The 20,478-nt window shown below is 38.7% G+C and carries 18 protein-coding genes; 4 read left to right on the top strand and 14 right to left on the bottom strand.

The annotated features are described in order from the left end of the window. Nucleotides 1-4 precede the first annotated feature (4 nt). Nucleotides 5-1,207, top strand: coding sequence for a M20 metallopeptidase family protein (locus tag TLET_RS08190; RefSeq protein WP_012003623.1), 1,203 nt, complete (start codon nt 5-7; stop codon nt 1,205-1,207). Further along, entirely contained in the window at nt 1,182-1,919 is a 738-nt protein-coding gene (locus tag TLET_RS08185) for a YdcF family protein (RefSeq protein WP_012003622.1), read from the top strand. The genes TLET_RS08190 and TLET_RS08185 overlap by 26 nt, the downstream gene beginning before the upstream one ends. A 1-nt stretch (nt 1,920) precedes the next feature. On the opposite strand, the gene TLET_RS08180 is transcribed toward TLET_RS08185, so the two are convergent. The 5 genes from TLET_RS08180 to TLET_RS08160 all read right to left on the bottom strand — a co-directional run bounded on the left by TLET_RS08180 (nt 1,921) and on the right by TLET_RS08160 (nt 6,608). Further along, nucleotides 1,921-2,760, bottom strand: a complete 840-nt coding sequence (locus tag TLET_RS08180) for a carbohydrate ABC transporter permease (protein WP_012003621.1) — start codon at nt 2,758-2,760, stop codon at nt 1,921-1,923. Nucleotides 2,761-2,772: 12 nt separating this feature from the next. After that, nucleotides 2,773-3,642, bottom strand: a complete 870-nt coding sequence (locus tag TLET_RS08175) for a carbohydrate ABC transporter permease (protein WP_012003620.1) — start codon at nt 3,640-3,642, stop codon at nt 2,773-2,775. Nucleotides 3,643-3,693: 51 nt separating this feature from the next. Further along, complete coding sequence (locus TLET_RS08170; RefSeq protein ID WP_012003619.1) at nt 3,694-4,992, bottom strand: ABC transporter substrate-binding protein; 1,299 nt, start codon at nt 4,990-4,992, stop codon at nt 3,694-3,696. A gap of 253 nt (nt 4,993-5,245) precedes the next feature. Continuing rightward, nucleotides 5,246-5,608 (bottom strand): hypothetical protein, encoded by a 363-nt coding sequence (locus TLET_RS08165; protein ID WP_041428448.1) that lies wholly within the window; start codon nt 5,606-5,608, stop codon nt 5,246-5,248. A 439-nt stretch (nt 5,609-6,047) separates the two neighbouring features. Next, complete coding sequence (locus TLET_RS08160) at nt 6,048-6,608, bottom strand: pyruvate kinase alpha/beta domain-containing protein (RefSeq protein WP_012003617.1); 561 nt, start codon at nt 6,606-6,608, stop codon at nt 6,048-6,050. A gap of 126 nt (nt 6,609-6,734) precedes the next feature. On the opposite strand from TLET_RS08160, the gene TLET_RS08155 reads away from it, so the two are divergent. Next, the gene (locus TLET_RS08155; protein WP_012003616.1) at nt 6,735-7,202 is read left to right on the top strand and encodes a pyridoxamine 5'-phosphate oxidase family protein; all 468 of its coding nucleotides are present in this window, start codon (nt 6,735-6,737) and stop codon (nt 7,200-7,202) included. 205 nt (nt 7,203-7,407) lie between these two features. On the opposite strand, the gene TLET_RS08150 is transcribed toward TLET_RS08155, so the two are convergent. Beyond that, on the bottom strand, nt 7,408-8,505 hold the full coding sequence (locus TLET_RS08150) for a hypothetical protein (RefSeq protein ID WP_012003615.1): 1,098 nt from the start codon (nt 8,503-8,505) through the stop codon (nt 7,408-7,410). A 15-nt stretch (nt 8,506-8,520) separates the two neighbouring features. Next, complete coding sequence (locus TLET_RS08145) at nt 8,521-10,884, bottom strand: phosphoketolase family protein (protein ID WP_012003614.1); 2,364 nt, start codon at nt 10,882-10,884, stop codon at nt 8,521-8,523. Nucleotides 10,885-10,971: 87 nt separating this feature from the next. Between TLET_RS08145 and TLET_RS08140 the strand changes: the two genes are divergently transcribed. Further along, nucleotides 10,972-12,312: an alkaline phosphatase gene (locus TLET_RS08140; protein WP_012003613.1), complete on the top strand. Its 1,341-nt coding sequence runs from the start codon at nt 10,972-10,974 to the stop codon at nt 12,310-12,312. Between the two features lie 34 nt (nt 12,313-12,346). Here the strand turns inward: TLET_RS08140 and TLET_RS08135 are convergent, their stop codons facing one another. From TLET_RS08135 to TLET_RS08105, 7 genes are all read right to left on the bottom strand, one after another. Continuing rightward, nucleotides 12,347-13,351, bottom strand: coding sequence for a LacI family DNA-binding transcriptional regulator (locus TLET_RS08135; protein WP_012003612.1), 1,005 nt, complete (start codon nt 13,349-13,351; stop codon nt 12,347-12,349). A gap of 16 nt (nt 13,352-13,367) precedes the next feature. Next, entirely contained in the window at nt 13,368-15,743 is a 2,376-nt protein-coding gene (locus TLET_RS08130) for a glycoside hydrolase family 2 protein (protein WP_012003611.1), read from the bottom strand. 15 nt (nt 15,744-15,758) lie between these two features. Then, nucleotides 15,759-16,565, bottom strand: coding sequence for a carbohydrate ABC transporter permease (locus tag TLET_RS08125; protein WP_012003610.1), 807 nt, complete (start codon nt 16,563-16,565; stop codon nt 15,759-15,761). After that, a complete protein-coding gene (locus TLET_RS08120; RefSeq protein WP_012003609.1) occupies nt 16,566-17,453 on the bottom strand; it encodes a carbohydrate ABC transporter permease in 888 nt (295 codons plus the stop codon). Nucleotides 17,454-17,513: 60 nt separating this feature from the next. Further along, nucleotides 17,514-18,740 carry an ABC transporter substrate-binding protein gene (locus TLET_RS08115; protein ID WP_012003608.1) on the bottom strand — a complete coding sequence of 409 codons (1,227 nt, stop codon included), beginning with the start codon at nt 18,738-18,740 and terminating at the stop codon, nt 17,514-17,516. Nucleotides 18,741-19,034: 294 nt separating this feature from the next. Next, the gene (locus TLET_RS08110) at nt 19,035-19,535 is read right to left on the bottom strand and encodes a flavodoxin family protein (protein WP_012003607.1); all 501 of its coding nucleotides are present in this window, start codon (nt 19,533-19,535) and stop codon (nt 19,035-19,037) included. 18 nt (nt 19,536-19,553) lie between these two features. Then, the gene (locus TLET_RS08105; RefSeq protein ID WP_012003606.1) at nt 19,554-20,372 is read right to left on the bottom strand and encodes an alpha/beta fold hydrolase; all 819 of its coding nucleotides are present in this window, start codon (nt 20,370-20,372) and stop codon (nt 19,554-19,556) included. Nucleotides 20,373-20,478 lie beyond the last annotated feature (106 nt).

Here is a 20,478-nt window from a genome sequence, read left to right as displayed (position 1 = left end):
ATGTGTGATAAGCCGTGAAGTTTTATCTTATAAAGACGAGTTGATTCAACTGAGGAGAGATTTTCACATGTATCCTGAGGTTGGTTTTGAATTGCACCGAACTTCACAAAAGGTAGCAGAGTATCTTGAATCAGTAGGATTAGAAGTTAAAAGAAATGTGGCTCAAACAGGCGTTGTTGCGTTGCTCAAAGGTGCAAAACCTGGTAAAACAATTATGTTGAGGGCAGATATGGATGCACTCACATTACAAGAGCTGAATAATGTTCCTTATAAATCAAAGATCGATGGTGTAATGCATGCTTGCGGGCACGATGGCCATACAGCCATGTTACTTGTTGCGGCAAAAATATTGAAAGCCCATCAATCTGAACTCAGCGGAAATGTGAAATTCCTTTTTCAGCCTTCAGAAGAAAAATTCCCGCCAGGTGGGGCTTTACCAATGATAGAGGAAGGTGTTTTGAAAAATCCAGATGTCGATTATGCTTTTGGTGTGCATCTCTGGTCACAGCTTGATTGTGGAAAGATTGGTATCAGAAGTGGTGCACTCATGGCCGCCGCAGATGAATTTCAGATTATTCTCAAAGGTAAGGGCGGTCATGGTGCTCAACCACATTACTGCAAAGACCCAGTAATTGCGGCTGCCGAGCTTGTAATGGCTCTTCAGACCATTGTTAGTAGAAAAATAGATCCATTTGAGAGTGTTGTTGTCACAGTTGGAAAGGTTCAAGCGGGAAGTGCATTCAATATCATACCTGAAACGGCCATTTTGCAGGGAACTGTTAGAACGTTGAGCGAGAATAGTCGAAATTTGGTAAAAGAAAGTATAAAAAGAATTACACAGGGTGTGTGTATGGCTCACGAGTTAGATTTTGAAATAGACCATAAAGATGGCACAGCTGTTCTCGTGAACGATGAAAAATTAACAGATTATGTTCGAAAAATTGCTGAAGGTATTTTTGGCAAAGAAAATGTCGTTGAGGTACCTCCAACTATGGGTGGAGAAGATATGTCGTTCTTTTTGAAAGAAGTACCGGGTGTTTTTTATTTCATAGGTGCGTCAAACTCGCAAAAAGGTCTGGAAAGATCTCACCATTCACCGTACTTTGATATTGATGAAGATTCCTTGCTTGTTGGCACACAGATGCATGTAAGTTTAGTTTTGAGTATGCTTGGAGGAAAAAATGATTATATTTCAAAAGGTTGTTGAAGCTTTTCTTCTTCCTCCAGGTTTTTTCGTGACATTGTTTCTATTAATAGGCATTTTGCAGTTTAAAAAAAGTAGAAACACGGCGATTTTTATGATTTTTCTTGCGCTTTGTTTCTACTTTTTTTCCAGTGGTCTTGGTGCTCTAACACTTGTTTTACCTCTTGAAAGATCTTATGAAATTTCTATCCCGAAAAAGATTGATGCTGTTGTTGTTCTTGGTGGAGGTATTGTTAAGACTCCTAATGGTTATCAGCCATCACAAAGTTCTATAGTAAGATTGCTCGAAGGCGTCCGGATAGCAAAGGACTTTGATTCTTTTCTGATAATATCTGGAGGAATGTTACCATTGCTGAATCAACCTCCAGAGGCAGTAGTCATGAGAGATTTAGCCATATCGTTAGGTTTTCCGGCAGAGGCGATAATAATCGAGCCAGATGCAAAAACAACCTTTGAAAATGCGATTTTTACATCGCAAATCTGCAGAGAGAAAGGTTTTCAAAACGTGGTTGTCGTAACATCAGCAATTCACATGAAGCGTGCCATTTATTCATTTTCTAAGGCCAGATTCACAGTTCATCCATGCCCAACAGGCTATCTTTACAATCACTCCAAGCTCGGTTGGTCTGATTATTTACCAAATAGAGATGCTTTAACAGCAAACCTGTGGGCAATTCATGAAATAATAGGTATTCTCTGGTACAGGTTCAAATGATTCATCCCTTTATTCCGGTACTTACAAGTGATTTTACAAACAAATCCTGAAGTGTGAAAAACAGCAAAAGTGTCGGTGCCAGAGCAATCACTGTCCCGGCCATTATTATTCCCCAGTTGTTGGAAGATTCCGCGTTTATGATCATGTTTATGGCAACTTGAACTGTTTTCATTTTATCTTCCATCGCCACTATCAATGGCCAAAGGTACATATTCCATGCGTATGTGAAATTTATTATCGCTGCTCCAGCTATAATAGGTCTTGAAAGAGGAAGTACGATCCTGAAAAAATACTGCATTGAACCTGCTCCATCAATTTTTGCTGCATCTTCAAATTCTCTCGGAATAGTTTTGAAATGCTGTTGCATCAGGAAAGTGTTCGTTGCACTTGCCATAAATGGTATTGTCATGGCCATATATGTGTTTGTCCAGCCGAATTTACTGACTATTTTAAAAAGGGGAACTATCAAGACTATTTCAGAAGGTATAAAGAGTGTCGCAAAAAGTATGTAAAAAGAAATCCTGCTTCCCCTAAATTGAAAGTTTGCGTATGCATAACCTGAAAGTGTACCGCTGATCAATTTTCCAAAGGTAATCAAAACAGCTATTATTGCACTATTCAGCATCATTCTTGCAAATGGAACTATTTTGAAAGCATCGAGATAATTTTTGGTGAAAAATCCTTGTGGGAGAAATTTGGGAGGATAAGAAAAGACAAATTCTGGTGGTTGAATGCTCATAACAATTGCCAGAAAAACAGGTGCAAACATAAAAATGCTTGCTATTATCAGAAATATCTCAGTTGTCACAACTTTTATAGTTTTTCTGGTTGATTTTCTCATCACATTTCACCTCTATTGGTAATGAACTCTCTTCTGCGCGGCAGAAAAATAAATCACCGTTACCACGATCATTATAAAAAAGAGTATGACATTTTCTGCAGAAGCTAAGCCAGTTTTCTGAAATCTGAATCCATCCATGAAGAGCTTGTATATCATATTGGTTGTATAACCACCTGGACCACCTTTTGTCATCACATCTATGATTGCGAAAGATTGAAACATAGAAGATATTATGCTCATGATGACAAGATAGAAAGTTATCGGCGAAACAAGCGGAAATATAATCTTCCAGGTTCTCGTCCAGGAATTTGTACCATCGATTATGCTGGCTTCAATTACCTCGGACGAAATATTTTGAAGTGCTGCTAAGTAGAAAATAATGTTGAACGGTAATGTTTTCCAGATGGAAGCTATTATCAATGAATATGCAGCGAATGGTTTGGTTGTTAACCATTGGGCCTGTATTCCAAACAGTGTTCTTGTCAGGTAATTGACATGCCCAACCACAGAATTCAACAGAAAACCCCAGAGGGCTCCTGCAACAGCATGTGAAACAGCGTATGGTGCAAAAATAAGTGTTCTGTATATTCTCGAGCCAGGAACTTTTTGATCTAACAACAACGCAAAAAAGAACGATAAAAAAATAGATACCAGAACAGTAGCAGCGGTGTATATTAAAGTGAATCTTACCGCCAAAATATAATCAGGGTCCTGAAAAAGATTTAGGTAATTTTGCAATCCAACAAATATCTTTCTGTTTCCAAATACAGATATTTTCATAAAACTCGAGTAAAATGAATCAGCAGCAGGGATATATATGAACAGGACGATGATAACGTAGGTTGGAATTAAAAAAATATACGGCAGCCATTTTCTTTTCACGCGAGCACCTCCATGAAAAACATAGCGGCTGGGCAGAGCCAGCCGCATTTATCAAAAATATTCTTTTATAGCTTTGTTTGCATTCTTTTCTGCTTCATCGAGAGCTTGCTTAGGTGTGATGGAGCCAGATATCATTTTTTCCACAGCTGTTTCAATAGCGTCTCTAACCTCAGGAAAAGCACCAATTATTGCACCATTTGTGTTGTAATTCTGTACACTCGTTAGAAGTTGAAGAATAGCCGTCAGATGATGTGGATTATCTCTGTAATACCCCTGAACCTGCAATGTTTGAATTGCATCCACTCTTATTGGAAAATAACCTGTTGCCTGATGCCACGTTATTTGAGGTCCTGGTTCAGCTAAATATTTAACCAATTTCCAAGCTGCGTTGATTTCCTGCTGATCTTTTTGTTTTATAATCCACAGGCTTCCTCCACCTATTATAACTCCTCCACGCTGCGCACCATCTGGAAGTGGTAAAAATGCTGTTCCGAGTTCAAACCCCTGTTTGGCAGATTCATTCATCAGCAGTGCGACATCTGATGTTGAAGATATGAGCATCCCTACCGTTTGTGATATGAAAAGTTGTCTTGCGGCTGTCCAGTCGGCGCGTTTTGTGTTGATCATCAATCCTTCTTTCGTCAATTTATCCCACAGGTTGAGAAAATTCATGGCCGCTTCATTGTTAAAAGTGGCTTTGGTTGCTTTTTTCGTTCTTCCATTGTCGTTATCGACAAGTGATTTGTTTTGCAGAGCCATATACTCTTCAAAGAACCAGGAATAAAGTGGCCAGGTTATACCACTTCTGATAACATTTCCTTTTTCATCTTTTTTAACAAGCTTTCTGCATGCCTCTATCAACTCACTGTAAGTTCTCGGGGGATTATCTGGATCAAGTCCGGCTTCTTTGAAAAGCGTTTTATTATAATACAAAAGTGGTGTTGAACTGTTCCATGGCATTGAATAGAGCTTTTCGCCAACCCGGTAGTAATTAAGTACCTGTGGCAGAAACAGACCAACATCGAAAGTTGGATCTTTGTCAATCATATCTTGAACAGGAACTACGACACCGCTATCAATCATTTTTTGGGTGCTTATTTCATTCAATTGAACCACGTGCGGTGGTGTACCTGCCTGCACAGCAGCAACTGTTTTTGCTAATATTTCTTCGTAACTTCCAACATACTGAACTTCCACCTCGATATCAGGATTGAGTTTCATGAAATCGTTCACCATGTTTTGAATTACTTCAATTCGCCAGCCACCCATGGCATGCCAGAATTGAATCTTTACTTTTGCGAACGACAAAACTGTTAAAACTAACAAAGATATCACCAAAAATTTCTTCATCCTAACACCTCCTTCTCCCCATGGTATATGAGATAGCTTAAATAATCTATAAATATCTTAAAAAAAACTAAAAGACCACACCCCAAAGGGGTACGGTCTTCTCCTCATCTCCCCCCATACCCTTGCGTTAATTCAAAAAGAATATATCATAAAGATACTTTTATGTCAATTTTGTTCATATTCCGTAACATAGCTTTTTAACTCACAGAAAGCATGTATTAAGGGCAGTTTTTGCTAATCTGTAGAAAAACCTTCACAGCAACCACGGAAGAAATAAATGGACAAAAAACCATCCTAAGACAAGAAAATCTGTGTATCTGTGAAGATACATCCATTTTCTTTTAAGAACTTTCCTCAACAAATAATATGCAAACAGCAAAATTATGCTAAACCACAAAATCCAACCTGTATGAAATATAAAAATGCCCAGCGCCAGATAACCGTGAATAAAACCTGTTACAATCAGGGCTAATCCTGTATATTTGTGCAGCAATGAACCAATTTTCAGAAATTTTCTGGCCCCCTTAACATTTCTCATGATTTTTCTCAGTGGAAAAAGCGAAAAATTGTAAAAAAGTAAAACAACACTTATCCAGGCAAAGATTTTGTAATCCATATAACATAGTTTACCACGATCACAAAAATTCAAGTGATATGAAAATATTAAAAGTGTTAGGAAATACCGAATTGCGCACGTTTTCAAAAAACCGCAGCAGGTTATCCCGTATTATTGGTATTGTCAAGGATTGTTTTTCAGTATTAGCAGTAAGTAGTTCTAATAATCCAGAAAAAATTTGGAACAAGGAATAAATTTGAATAAAATCTTACAATATCTCGAATAAATTCACATTTTCTCGTAAAATCTCATAAGTAAAATTTTTGGTTAACAAATTTGTAAGGGAAAAACTCAACTGCCTATAAACATAAATCTAAGCAAGATCTCATACAGAAATGTGATTAATATTCAAGTTTGCTTGGGCATCATAAATTTAGTGAAAGAGTCTTAGAAACATCGCCAGCTTGTTCACAGCAAAGTAAAATTTTTCAGAATTTGTTTAACCTGTATATTCAGAAGGCATGCATATGATCTTTCCAATTCTTAATTCCAGCATTCTTGATGTATTTGCCGGTTTGATAACCATTGCCGTATCCAGCCCTTTTGAACTGCCCGCACACGCAACTATCCATTCACTGCATTTGATTAATCCGGCATCTGCTGCCATAAGGCTCATTTCCACACAAACCTTGACCCCCTGAGAAAACAGCCTCAGAGTATTGGCTATAACTTCGGCAGTATGAATGCCATTGTATTCTCTCCTGAAGGCTCTTTCAATTCCAGAAAGAACGTGAGTTGCGGTGAGAACTTTATGGCCTTTATTTATGAGTTTTTGAAATGTTTGCTCAGAAAACTCTTGATGATCTACTTCTTTAAAGCCATGATGATGTGTGACCACAATCAATTGAAAATCATCCGGTATCATTTCTAAAGCCTTTTCTGCACTATAACCGCGGGTAGAAGATATCAGCAGTTTTTTTCCACATTTGCTTGCTTCCTCAATTGCAAGTTGTAAGGTTTTTTCTGTGTTCTCCTCACCTTTTTTTGGAAAAAGCACCATCTCTCAAACCCCCTTATTTCAAAGAAAATTCTATCACGTTCAGATAGCTTTGAGTGTAGGTCGATAATCTGAATTTGGCTTATACTTTTAAGAGGTTGAAAAATTCTCGCATCAGGAGGGTGAAAAGTGTTTAGACCTGTGAGGAGATCTGAGAGGCAGCTTTCTGTACAGGAAGCATATAAAATACTGGAAAAAGGTCAGTATGGAGTGCTTTCAACCTGGGATGGTGAGTTTCCATATTGTGTACCTGTAAATTATGTTTTTATAGATGGATATATATATTTTCACACAGCCTTAGATGGCCATAAAGTTGACAGCATAAAAAACTATCCCAAAGTATGTTTCAATGTGGTAGCAGAAAATGAGATTCTTGCGCAGAAACTTTCCACGAAATATGAAAGTGCTACCGTTTTTGGCAGGGCAGAATTTGTTGATGGAGAAGAAAAGAAACAGGCCCTGCACAATCTTGTGAAAAAGCTTGCCCCAGGTTATGAAAACGAAGGTGAAAAATGTATTCTGTCAATGTTGAATCAAACGGGGGTGGTCCGGATTTCGATAGATTACATAACAGCCAAAGCCAATCGTGGAAAATAATGCCTGCTTCCAAATATAGATCGTTCAGATTCGGAGTTTTTCTATTCTAAACGCTTCAAAATAGGAAATATTTTCTTTGCTACTATATTGATAAACAGAGCCTTTTGAAAAATGCCCAAAAGCCATGCCAAAAACAAAAGCTATAGGCACAGGAACGCGTTTCAATCGAATCTAAGAGAAATGGAAACTATAGTTTCACTCAAATCTAATGAGGAATGGAAATACGATTGACAAATCTTACAAATCTCTGTGATTCTTCATACAGTGGATGTGTTAATTCATACCAGTCAAAAGCCATTTCCAGCGTTTTGCCATGTTCATCATGCCCGCGTATGTATAAATATCTGCGGTCTTGAAGAGGTGGGCCATATGGTCTTGAAGAACCCCCCAGGCTATGAAGAGTCTCTATAACCAATTGTCCAATAATGAATGGTTTCCAGTCTGGCATTGGCAGGGAAACTTCAACACTAACGTGGCCAATTGGCATTATGCAGTAGTAATCTGGCATACCGGTCCATGTGCTTTTCAAAGATTTGTAAGCCCATCCTACAAGATAATCTGGAGTAGTACGCACATAGGAATCGTCAAACTTATCTACAAATTTTGTTAAAAGTGTGTCTATAAATTCTTTTTCTTCAATTGTCATGGAATCGGTTTTTATTACCTTGATGTATTCAAAAGCGGGATTTGGTTTTTGATACCACGGGTAATGCGCATAGGACTGAAAATATGTATTTTTCTCACGATTTTTCCACAGGCTTTCTAACATGGTGAAGAAAAATTTCTTTTGTTCAGAATCATCTGCCAACAATTCAAAACCCCATAAACCTTCTTCGGGCAAAACAGAAAGTTCTTCGACAAAGTATGGGTCTGAAAATACATCCAGAACTTCATTACGCATTGCTTTATAAAGATGAATGATCAAACCAGTTTGTCGAAAATCAATTTGGGCAGATGGTTTTCCCAGCCCGCTTGAACCGGAGCAGATTTTTACATCATGTGGTTTTTTCAAATCGATCTTGCCTTTACGTTTGCCTATTTGATACTCAATGCAATCATTTTCAAAAGAAAGCGTTCCATATTTTTCCTTGGCAAAACTCATTACCAGTCCATAAGTTTTTACACAAACAACGAAAGCCAGGATCAAGCTGCCGATAAAACCAAGAAAAATAACCCAGCCAGAAACCTTCCAGCCAAGCAAGCTGAAAACAAGAACTGGCAATCCAATCCAGATCAGCAGAAATTCTAAAAGCACAACCATGACAGTTTGCCTGCCACTGATGTACAGAGCTTTAATTTTCAAACTTCCCACCCCCCTTTAATCACAAAGGTCTGGTTTATCTACTCCATGTTCATAAGCATATTGAAGAGCCTCAATTTGAGCGTTTCTTATCAGATCTCTTGCATAACCGGCTTTTTGGCTTATGCGTTCTACCCTGTCTATTATGTCTATTGCTATACTGAATCTGTCAGTTTGATTCAAAATCGATAGCTGCATCGGTGTGGTTATACCACCTCTTCCTTTCAAGAACGGTGAAAGTGCGGTGGAATCTATTCCATATTTTCTGTTCTCGCGATAACCTCGCACATGAATATTGTCGTGATTTTTCCTTCTGTATGTGAGCCTGTGTATGAGCCATGGGTAACCGTGGAAGTTGAATATAACAGGTTTGTCAGTGGTGAAATAAGAATCAAATTCTCTATCAGTCAATCCATCAGGATGCTCACCGCTCGGTGTTAGAGCGAAAAGATTTATCACGTTTACAAATCTTATTCTGAGCTCCGGGAAAAAGTCTTTAACAATCTTCACTGCCGCGATGGCTTCCTTTGTTGGAATATCTCCACAGCTTGCCACGACAACATCTGGTTCTTCTTGTGGATGATTTGATGCAAAATTCCAGATTCCAATTCCTTTTATCACGTTTTTGATTGCTTCATCAATATTCAGATATTGTGGATGTTTTTGTTTATCGGCCACGATGATGTTTATCCTGTTTGTTGTCTGCAGACAGTGCCATGTCGTTGCCAGAAGTGTATTTGCATCTGGTGGAAAATAAACTCTGACTACGTTTGGCCATTTGTCAACAATTGAGGTTATAAAACCCGGGTCTTGATGCGTGAAACCGTTGTGATCCTGCCGCCATACCACAGAAGTCAGCAGCAGATTTAAAGAAGAAACCGGCATTCTCCAGGAAATATCCGAAGATATATCGATCCACTTTCCAAATTGATTGACCATCGAAGAAATAATAGGTGCAAAACCTTCGTAAGTATTTAGAAAACCATGCCTGCCTGTGAGCAAATAGCCTTCAAGCCAACCTTCGATCGTGTGTTCAGAGAGAATTTCCATAACCCTTCCAAAGGCTGAAAGATAGCCTTCGTCGCTGTCAACTGGAAAAATTCTTGCATTCCAGGCTTTGCCATGAGCAAATATTGCATCAAGTCTGTTGGATTTTGTTTCATCCGGTCCAAAAACTCTGAAATTATTTGGATTAAGATCTATGATCTTTCTGAGATAGTCTCCAAGCGGGCGGGTGTTTTCGTGGTATTTCTGTTGCTGCGGATCGATGGAGAACTCTTTTAACTGGGGCAATTTCAATGGAATTCTGATAAGCCCACCGTTTGAGATGGGATTTTTACTCATCTTCAGATTATCTGGTGGAATGAGTTCAAGTAAATCTTTTCTCAATTTTCCAGATTGATCGAATAGTTTATTGGGTTCATAGCTCATCAACCATTGTTGCAAAATCACGAGGTTTTCTGTGTTTTCTTTGACATCAGAAAGTGGTACCTGATGTGATCTCCAGTATCCTTCGATGTAATGGTCTTTGACGATCTTGGGGGCAGTCCAGCCTTTTGGAGATCTCAAAATTATCATGGGTAAAATTGGCCTTTGAATTTTTTCCTTGGCATCAGACCAGATATTGATTATTCTTTCAACACTCTTATCCATCGCTTCAGCCATTTTTTGGTGCGACTCAACATAATCATCTGTTCCATCAACAATGATTGGATCATAGCCATAGCCTTTGAACAAATTGAGTAGTTCGGCTTCTTCTATTCGAGCGAGTACTGTTGGGTTGTTTATTTTATAGCCATTCAAAGACAGTACTGGTAAAACCGCACCATCTCTTGCTGGATTGAGAAATTTATTGGAATGCCACGATGCCGCAAGAGGGCCAGTTTCTGCTTCGCCATCTCCAATAACCGTTACAGCTAAGAGTTTTGGATTGTCGAAAATTGCACCATAGGCATGAGAAAGTGAATAACCAAGCTCACCACCTTCCTGTATCGAACCGGGTAGCTCAGGTGTGCAGTGGCTGCCAAAACCACCTGGAAAAGAAAAATACTTGAAGAGTTTTTTCATCCCTTCTTCGTCTTGTGTGAATTCCGGATAGTATTCACTCAATGTCCCTTCAAGATATACAGGCGCTATTACACCAGGCGCGCCATGGCCGGGCCCAGCAATGAAGATGGCATTCAGATTGTACTTGTTTATCACTCTGTTAGCATGAACATATACGAAACTCAAGGCGGGTGAAGCACCCCAGTGGCCAAGCAATCTGTTTTTTATATGTTCAGACTTCAAGGGAGTTCTCAGTAGGGGGTTGTCTTTGAGATAGATCATTCCGGCTGAAATATAGCAGCAGGCTTTCCAGAAATCAACAAGTTTTTCAACCATAATTTCACCTCAATTTAATTTTATCTCAAACCTGTGAAAATGAGTTAGAATTTTACCTGGTAATCTATCATTGTGGGAGGTGAATTTATGAAAAAAGTTCTTGCGGTGATATTGCTGCTTGCTTTAACATTTGTGGCATTTGCACATGTCAAAAACGTCATTTACTTCATTGGCGATGGAATGGGTTTCAACCACCTTTATCTTGCAAGTTTGCTTGAGGGAAAGACATTGAACATGATGAAAACACCTTACACAGGCATTGTCAAGACGTTTTCTGCCAACACATGGGTAACTGATTCTGCTGCAGCTGGTACAGCACTTGCAACTGGTTTTAAAACAAACAACGGAATGATAGGCATGCTCCCAAACCAAGAATCTGTACCGACGATCATAGAGGTTGCCAAAGCATACGGAATGAAAACAGGTATAGTTGTCACATGCCGAATTACACATGCTACTCCAGCATCATTCTATGGACATGTTCCAGATAGAGATATGGAAAACGAACTTGCAGAACAATTAATCACAAATGCAACGGTTGATATTATCATGGGCGGAGGCTACAGAAACTTTTTACCAATGTCTGTCAAGGGCAGCAGCAGAAAAGATGAAAAAGATTTGATAGCACTGGCAAAGGAAAAAGGGTATGCTTATGTGACCAAAAAGAGTGAGCTTGCTAATATTGACTCAGATAAAGTGCTTGCTCTTTTTTCAAGCAGTCACATGGCTGCGGCAAGCGATCGAAGTGGAGAGCAGCCGATGCTCTACGAAATGGTTGAAAAGGCACTTGAGCTGTTATCAAAAGATGGTGAACCATTCTTTTTAATGGTCGAAGGATCACAAATTGATTGGGAGGCACACGGGAATGATCCTTATGGAGTCTGGAAAGAAGTTGCTGAATTCGATAAAGCTGTAGGCGTAGCTTTACAATTTGCTAAAACAAACCCAGATACTCTGATAGTTATCACGGCCGATCACGAAACTGGTGGACTTTCTACTTCTACTGGTACTTATATGCTTGAGGTTGAAATGCTCAAAAAATTCAAAATGAATACCGATACTTTTTTGGCTAAATTCAATATCGAAGAAAAAGAAAAATTCATCAGTGCTGTTAAAGAAATTTATTCAATCGATATGACCGAAGCAGAATACGAATGGTTGTTGAACATCAAGAAAACAGCAAAAAGTTACTATGATCTACCAAACAACTTTGGAAAGTACATAAGCAGCAAAGCCTTAGTTGGATGGACCACTTTTGACCATACGGGAAATCCTGTACCAATCTTTGCCTTTGGACCTGGTGCGGAATATTTCACCGGCTGGTTTGACAACACAGATATACCAAGATTGATAGCTCGCTTAATGGGATGTCCGCTTACCTATCCCATATACAAAGAGCCAGTAATTACAGGCCCTGTATTGTATTGAAAAAAGGCGGGCAGAAGCCCGCCTTTTATTTTATTCAGCTGGTTTGCCTAACTACTAATTCGACATCCAGTATTAGCTGTTTATAGCTTTTTCTTTTACCGGTAATTCGCTCCAGAAGGATTTTGAAAGCTTCAAAACCCATTTCGTACTTCTTGATTTGAACGGTAGTCAAAGGCGGGCGAAAATAAGATGCAAAACAGATATCATCATAACCAACAACTGCTATATCTTCGGGCACCTTTTTTCCAAGTTCATCCAGCGCTTTTATCGCACCAAATGCGAACATATCGTTGTAACAGAATATAGAGTCAAAATCTATACCCCTTTTGATTGCTTCCTTAACTCCCATATATCCTGCTTCCATATTTTTATTGTAAGGAGCAGTGATAAGGTAATCTTCAGAAAGTTCTATATTTGCTTGGGAAAGTGCTTTTTTATAGCCTTCATATCTCATTATTGATGCAGAGTTGTCCATGCTTGTGTTGATGAAAAGTATGCGTTTTCTATTTCTAAAAATCAAATGTTTTGTTGCCAAATAGCCCCCTTTGATTTCATCGTTGTATATTTCATCGATGCCTGAACGGTACATATGCCTACCGATTAACACGAAGGGAAAATTCATCTTTAAAAGTTTTTCAAAATCTTCTGTATTCTGCCCAAATGGGCTGATCAACAGACCTTCAACTCTTCTTTCAAGTAGAGTAGTAATAGCCTGCGACTGGGTTTTTGGATCTGTCTCTGTGTTCATCAAAAGTAATTGGTAACCGAATTTTCTTGTAGCAGCTTCGATGCCTTTAAGAACTTCTGCAAAAAAAGGGTTGGAGCTGTCTTCTATGACAACTCCAACGGTCTTTGTTTGATTTCTCCTCAAAGCAAAAGCCGTTGTGTTTTTTATATAACCGATCTCTCTGGCTATTTTGAGAATCTTCTGCCGGGTCTGCTTGCTTATATCGTCTTTGCCTCTCAGGGCCTTCGAAACTGTGTTGACTGAAACGCCAGCTCGCTTGGCGATGTCTTTCATCGTCACGTATTTTTTCACCCGAACTCACCTTCATTTAGTATAATACATAAGAAATAATTGATCTTGAAAGTGGATTGTTTTTCAACGTTGTGTAGACCTTTCGCTTTCCCTCCTTTTCTTTTATATACAGTATAGAAGTAAAGGCATAGCCCCAGCCTGTGATCTTGCTTATGAGTGAATTGTCAGAAGACAACATTTTATCAGTCTGTTTTGATATGAGCACATATTCTGATGCAACTTCACCTAAGGACCATAGCAGGGCAGATATATTCTTATTTCTCTTTGTGTTGAATATGGTTAAATTGCTTATCCAATCTCCTGATAAATCAAGAAAACCATGAAGCTTTCTTTTTTCAGAGATTGATACAAGTTCTTCATCTTGCAACAAATCGTCATTTACCCAGAGTATCTCATCACTCAGAGGTGCTGGCCCTAAAACAACTACTGGATAGAAGTTCCGGCTAATCAAATTTCCATTCTCAAAAACCTCGAGAAAGATATTCTGTGTATCATGTTCAAATTTTGCAGAGAAATCTATACCTTCTGACACTGACCATTTTTTCAGTGGCACTGGTATCTGTTTGAGGATTTTTGTATCTGTTCTTATGATTAAATCTGCATCCATATTTTTTCCTGAATTATTAGCTATATAGATTTGAGCATGGTAGGTATCTCCATCTTGGATAATTGCCGTGTGGTTTTTAATGATTGGCAGAATCTTTTTGTTGAGAAATCTCAACTTAGAATGAAAGATTTTCGGCATGCGATTATAATCGAGTAAACCATTGGCTTCCCAGGCAATATCTGAGAATTCTGTTATAACATATCCTGAAATCTCTGGCCGGAGTCTTATCTTTTCTATCTGATACTTTAATCCCAGAAATTGATTGAGCTGGGTTTGGTAAATAAAGTCATCTATGTTGTGAAAGCCGCAAACGCGTGCAATTGCCTCGATAGGTGATGAATTAGAAAATTTCATACCCATCGTAGTTACAGGAAATTTCATCCAGTTACCTTCCCAATCTTTTGGATCAGAAAGTCCCCAGACACCGAATTCTGATACGATTTTTGGTAATTTCTTTGATTCGGTGCTTGATTCAAAAAAGCTCTTAAAATCACCTGTAGCAAAGCTTTTTATTTTTTCATCCCATTGCGCATTGTGATACGGAAATGAATGATAAAAATGAAAATCATCTATATCGGATATAACGTGAAAATTGCCCATACATGCAGAATTGTCTACGTATAGCCTTGTATCATCAAGGACTTTGGCTTTTCTGAAAAACATCTTGAGCCAGCTTCTCGTTTGTTCCTCTGATAGATCCACCCCCCAGCTTTCGTTTATCAAGCTCAGCAAGACAAAACTCGGGTGATTTGCATGCCTTTTTAAAAGGTTTTCAAGCAATTTTTCAAGATATCCCATTGATTTTTCATTTAACTGCCTCGCGTATGGCAGGTCTATCCATATCAGGAGACCAAGTTCATCGGCAATTTCTAAGTAAAGATCATCTGGAATTTTCACATGGAATCTTAAAAGATTCAGCCCCATTTCTTTGGCCTTCAATAATTCAGAGAGAAGATCGTTTTTCTCAGGCAGTGTGTAGTGATTGACCGGATAGAAATTTTGATCGAGTGCACCGAATATATAAACAGGTTCACCATTTAACAGTATCCTGTCTTCATCTACATCAATTGATCGAATGCCAAATGTGGTTTGAAACCTGTCTTTCGAACTGTCTTTGGCAAAATCGATTATGGCTGTATAAAGCTGGGGAGATTTCAAAGACCAGAGTTTCGGATCGTCAATGAGAAGATCAAATGTTGAGCGGCTAAATTTCTCATTCAGAATTTGCGTTCCAGATGGATCTATCACGGTTAGAGAAAAATCATGCTCTTGTTTGTCAGAAAACTCAATTTCGCATTTGATGGTTTTCAAATCTTTCATTGGTATGAACTTAGCAGATTTTATAAAAACATCATCTACAGCCCACAGTTCGATATTTTGGATTATTCCGCAAGCATTCCCATACCAATCTTGTTTTCCCACGACAATTTCCGGCTTGTCAGATATGTCAAAATCAGAAACATGGATTTTTAAGATATCATGGCCATCAAAGTTGAGAAAATCTGTTATTTCAACTTCAAACAAATCATAGCCATTTTCGTGATGCAGGACTTGCTTGCCGTTTACATAGATTTTCGATAGCCAATCAATCCCATGAAATCTCAACATGATTCTTTTGTTGGATATTCCTTTCAATTCGGTCAATTTTCTTTCATATAAGCCCGAAAAACAAACCGGGTTTGGATAGCTTTGCTCAGTCATTGGAAATTCGTGCGGTAAAGAAATATTGTCACAAGTACCATCATCGTAAGTTATTTTCCAGCCATGGTTTAGAGTTATTCTCACTGTCTTACACTCCTTTCACCTTAAACTCAAAACTACTCCACGTGTTAGATACCTTTGCATGAAAAGATAAACTACTACGACTGGCAAGGATGCCAGCACATTCGCCGCCATTATTGGACCATAACGTATGTTGACATCTGAACCTGCCAGTGCCACCAATCCAACTGGTAGGGTGTACATCTTTTCATTTGTCATGACAATCAAAGGCCAGAAAAAATCGTTCCATATCCAGGTGAAGTGAAGCACAGCCACCGTTATGATAGAAGGTAGAGACATTGGCAGGATTATTCTGAACATTATATCCAGCTCGCCTGCGCCGTCCAGTCTTGCAGCTTCTTCGTAATCTGATGGTATAGCTTTCATGAACTGTGAGAGTATAAAAACCGCCATAGAAGAAGGCAAAGCTGGCAGTATTATTCCAAAAAGATTATTCACAAGACCGATTTTTCTGATCATCAGATATAACGGGATGGCAATTGCTTGACCTGGTATCATAAATCCGGTCAAAGATAGAAAATAGAGAAATTTTCTCCCCGGAAAATTCATTCGACTCACCGCATACGCTGCAAGTGTACAGATTACAATGATTCCAGCTGTCCCTATCGAGGAAGAAACGAGACTATTTGCAAACCACGCGCCAATCTTTGCCCTTTGAAGTATTGTCCTGTAATTATCGGCCGACCATTTAGATGGTATCCATTTTCCGGCAAGGATATCTTTCTGTGATTGAAAAGATGCCAGGGTCATCCAGATAAGAGGAAGCAGGTAGATAACAGACAGAAAAATTGCCAGAATCGTCAGAATATATTTTTTTACCTTCATTTATATCAACTCCTCTTTTGAAGAGGAAATCATCAAACGCAGCTGCAAATATGAAAAAACGAGCATTATGAGGAACATGATAAAAGCCATACTCTGTGCATAGCCCATTTTGAAATATCTAAAACCCTGTTCATAGATATATTGCATAACTGTTCGAGTCTTTCCAGCCGGTCCTCCTGCCGTCATGATGTAAACCTGCCCGAAAATCTGAAGTGAAGCTATGATCTGAGTCACAATAACAAGAACATGCACTCTCTTCAAAAGTGGTATTGTTATGAAGATCATTTTTTTGAAACTGCTGGCACCATCAAGTTCTGCTGCTTCGTAATAAGAAGATGGTATTTGCTGCAGGCCCGCAATATATAAAATGACGCAAAACCCCATCGTCCACCAGACAGTGGTGATGGCAACAGCCGGCATGGCCCAGAATGGATCAACAAGCCAGTTAATGGTTTTCAGTCCTATGGATTTTGTGGCTTTTGAGATCAATCCAAAATATGGATTGTAGAGCAAAGACCATGTCAGACAGACAACTGAGATTGTCAAAGTGTATGGGAGATAAAAAGCAGACCTCAAAAAACCCCTTGCGTGCATTTTACTGTTTGCAAGCACGGCAACCAGAAAAGACAAAATCATAATTGGCGGAACTGTCAGAATGACAAAATAAAAGGTATGCCACAGTGATGACAGAAAAACTTTGTCAGAAAACATGCGCGACAAATTTGAAAGGCCTATAAATTGAGGTGTACCCAGAATGTCCCATTTGTAAAATACCATTCTGACTGAATTTACAAAGGGAATCAATTTGAAAACAACCAGCAAGGCACCAAAAGGCAGAAAAAATAAATAGGCAAGCAATGTATGTTTTTTCCTGTTATGAACAGTCATGAAACCCCTCCGTGCGAAAGAATAAAGAAGGGGGATATCCCCCTTCTTTCGTATCAGACCTCAGTCTGACAAAACGTTCTTAATTGTTTGCTGTAATTCTTTTGCACCCTGCTCGGGTGTGATCTGGTTAAGAATAACAGCCTGATTGAGTTCCCACATTTTCTGCCTGATCTCTACCCAGCCCCTCATACTCGGTGCAGGCACAACAAAGTTTGCAACCTGTGCATAATCAGCTCTCATTGGTAACTTTAAGAAGGCATCAGATTTCAGAACGCTGTTGAGAACTGGTAGATGCCCTGCTTTTGCCCATTCTGCGGAATTTTTTGCAAACCACTCTATGAATTTCACAGCGGCTTTGATCTTGTTCTGATCATCTTTTGGATGTTTTGGAAGCACCCATGTGTGACTATCTGCCCACGTGTATGGTTTGCTACCAGGGATTGCAGGCACACTTGTAACACCAAATTCCAGATCGAGTGTTGGATAAACTGCCATTGCCCAGACACCATTCAAATGGAATGGAGATTGGTCATTTTGAAAAAGTGATTCTCCAGTATTGTAATCCATCGATTCTATAATGCCCGAGTCAAAGAGATTTTTAATGAACTCATAGGTCTTTTTGGCTTTTTCAAGATCGAGTTTGATTGTATTTGTTTTTGCATCGTAAAATTCACCGCCAAGCTGTGTGTAGTATGCTATGAAAAGTCTTTCACCAGTCATTGGCCCATTTTCTGCAGATATACCAACTTCCAGGCCAAGTTTGTCTTTGGCTGTTTTTGCATAACTGATCAATTCATCCCAGGTTTTTGGGACAAGAACTTCACCATTTTGGTCAGTTAATCCTGCTTTTTTCAAAAGTTTCTTGTTGTAATAGAGAACAAGAGGGTGCGTATCGATTGGGATTGCATAGAGTTTGCCGTTGTAGTGTGCCTTTGAAATAACTTCCGGTACATAATCAGACAAAATATCCTTGGACACATAATTGTCAATGGCTGTCAGAGCCCCTCTTGAGGCAAAATCCGGTATCATTGCAAGATGCATGACAGAAACATCGGGTGGATCTCCTGCAACAACTGCTGTAGTTAATTTGTTGTAAAGTTCGCCCCATTCGACTATTTGTTCGACAACTTCGATATCAGGGTTTTCAGCGTTGAACTTTTTGATTAGATCAGTTACTATAAATCCTTCACCACCACTGAAAAATGTCCAGACAGTTATCGTTGTTTTTGCCGTGACTGCTATTGCCAGAATAAGCATGATACCGACAACCAGAAGAACTTTTTTCATAATTCTACCTCCCCTGAAATTTTTAGAATAGCGTATGGCTGAGGGTTCATATTTGAGAGTAACCAGTGTAATCTACTTCAACGATAACGTTATCGTTAACCTAAGTCAAATTTCAATTCACTCAGCAATAAAAAGATAATCGAAGTTACTAAAAGAAATTAAGAGAAACAATGCAGATAATCGGCAGAAAAAATGCATTTTTTATATACCAGACCACTGTTATGCCTGATTTCGGGCATGATTGTTGCCTTCATGAGTTTTCGTTAACAAAAAAGCAAACTTTCTCTGTGGTTTTTACTGATTTCCAGAAAAATCAATTTGCTTGAGAATCTTCTTGACCCACCTTTTGGTGTGCTCTATTTCTCCATCTTTTAATGGCCCTTCGACGTCTTCAACGAAGAACCATTCAGAAGGAACAACAAGCTTTCCTCCCTTTTTTGTGAGCTTCTTAGCGATGGAATCTGCAGCATAGCCAAATATTTTCACAAAAAATGGCAACATGAAAAAAGAAGATCTTATTTTTTCTTTTGTAAATCTTGTATCGAATGCGATCACCTTAACACCTTTTAAGCCGTCTTTTGGTATTTTTCTCAGAAAGCTCTTGATTGCTCTGGTTGGACTGAAGGCTCTGGTGGGAGAACCAACGATGAGCAGATCGAGATTTTCCAGATTTCTGTATTTTACATTATCCACTTTGAGTACATTGACTTCGTTTGGAGAAAAAGCTTCACCAATTGTGCGGGCTATTTTCTCGGTGTTTGAAAAAAACGAATCATAGAGTATCAATATATTCATCTTTATACCTCCATTTCTTTATGCTTCTTTTAGAAATACGATAACGTCCCGGGCAAATTTTCTGCCAGAAGCAGGATGCCCGAGTTTCCTATATAGAATCAGTTTGGCATTTGGTATACACTCAGCAGTTTCACAAAACAATATTTCTGAATAGAAAGGATCTTTACTTCCAGCTATTACAAGTGTAGGAGCGGCGATCTCTGACAGACGGTTTTTGAAATTATGATTGTCTTCTGCCTTGATTGTTACTATCAGGTCTGATGGATCTTCTGGTGCGCCGAAAAGTTTTTTCGAAAAAAGTGATATGAACCAGAACAGTAATTTACCCATATATTTTTTGATTCCCTTTTCTGAAAGCGATAAGCTCATCAAGGAAAAACAGGCTTCTCTCCATTTTCGTTGATTCGCCAGCTGTCCAGCATGCATCTGAACATCCCTGGCTTTTTTGTTAAGAGTATAAGCGCTTGAATGAATCACCAATTTGCGAACCAGCTTTGGGTGATCAGCAGCAAAATGCTGAGCAATAGACCCGCCTGTTGAAACACCTATCAAATCAATTGGATATTCGAATTCTTCTGTGATCATTTTTGCGTAATCATCTGCCATATTTTTCAAAGTATAAATATCAGGCAAATTTGATTTTCGATTCACAACATATACCGTATAATCTTCTCCTAAAAATTTGTAAATCTTAAAGAAAAATCGGAACATGGATGCAGACAGAGGCTTGTTTTCAAACGTTAATCCCTGGAAAATTACAAGATCACGAGGCCCATGGCCGAACTTATTGTAAGGAAGGCCATTGTTAAAATAACCTGCCACAGTTTTTGATTTCATATTTTTTCCACTTCCTTTTGATTTCAAATTTAAAGCGGAGAGGATAATTAAGAGGACTGAAATTAAATGAAAATTACAATATCTTGTTATTTTTATTATATCACAT

Source organism: Pseudothermotoga lettingae TMO, assembly GCF_000017865.1.
In the GTDB taxonomy this organism is placed as follows: domain Bacteria; phylum Thermotogota; class Thermotogae; order Thermotogales; family DSM-5069; genus Pseudothermotoga_B; species Pseudothermotoga_B elfii.
Note: the sequence above shows the minus strand (reverse complement) of the source record. Positions and strands in the feature narration are given on the sequence as shown.

Bases quoted from the DNA above. Each gene is read 5' to 3' on its own strand.
- TLET_RS08185 (WP_012003622.1), top strand. From the start codon at position 1,182: ATGATTATATTTCAAAAGGTTGTTGAAGCTTTTCTTCTTCCTCCAGGT.
- TLET_RS08180 (WP_012003621.1), bottom strand. From the start codon at position 2,760: ATGAGAAAATCAACCAGAAAAACTATAAAAGTTGTGACAACTGAGATA.
- TLET_RS08170 (WP_012003619.1), bottom strand. From the start codon at position 4,992: ATGAAGAAATTTTTGGTGATATCTTTGTTAGTTTTAACAGTTTTGTCG.
- TLET_RS08165 (WP_041428448.1), bottom strand. From the start codon at position 5,608: ATGGATTACAAAATCTTTGCCTGGATAAGTGTTGTTTTACTTTTTTAC.
- TLET_RS08160 (WP_012003617.1), bottom strand. From the start codon at position 6,608: ATGGTGCTTTTTCCAAAAAAAGGTGAGGAGAACACAGAAAAAACCTTA.
- TLET_RS08145 (WP_012003614.1), bottom strand. From the start codon at position 10,884: ATGGTTGAAAAACTTGTTGATTTCTGGAAAGCCTGCTGCTATATTTCA.
- TLET_RS08140 (WP_012003613.1), top strand. From the start codon at position 10,972: ATGAAAAAAGTTCTTGCGGTGATATTGCTGCTTGCTTTAACATTTGTG.
- TLET_RS08125 (WP_012003610.1), bottom strand. From the start codon at position 16,565: ATGAAGGTAAAAAAATATATTCTGACGATTCTGGCAATTTTTCTGTCT.
- TLET_RS08120 (WP_012003609.1), bottom strand. From the start codon at position 17,453: ATGACTGTTCATAACAGGAAAAAACATACATTGCTTGCCTATTTATTT.
- TLET_RS08115 (WP_012003608.1), bottom strand. From the start codon at position 18,740: ATGAAAAAAGTTCTTCTGGTTGTCGGTATCATGCTTATTCTGGCAATA.
- TLET_RS08110 (WP_012003607.1), bottom strand. From the start codon at position 19,535: ATGAATATATTGATACTCTATGATTCGTTTTTTTCAAACACCGAGAAA.
- TLET_RS08105 (WP_012003606.1), bottom strand. From the start codon at position 20,372: ATGAAATCAAAAACTGTGGCAGGTTATTTTAACAATGGCCTTCCTTAC.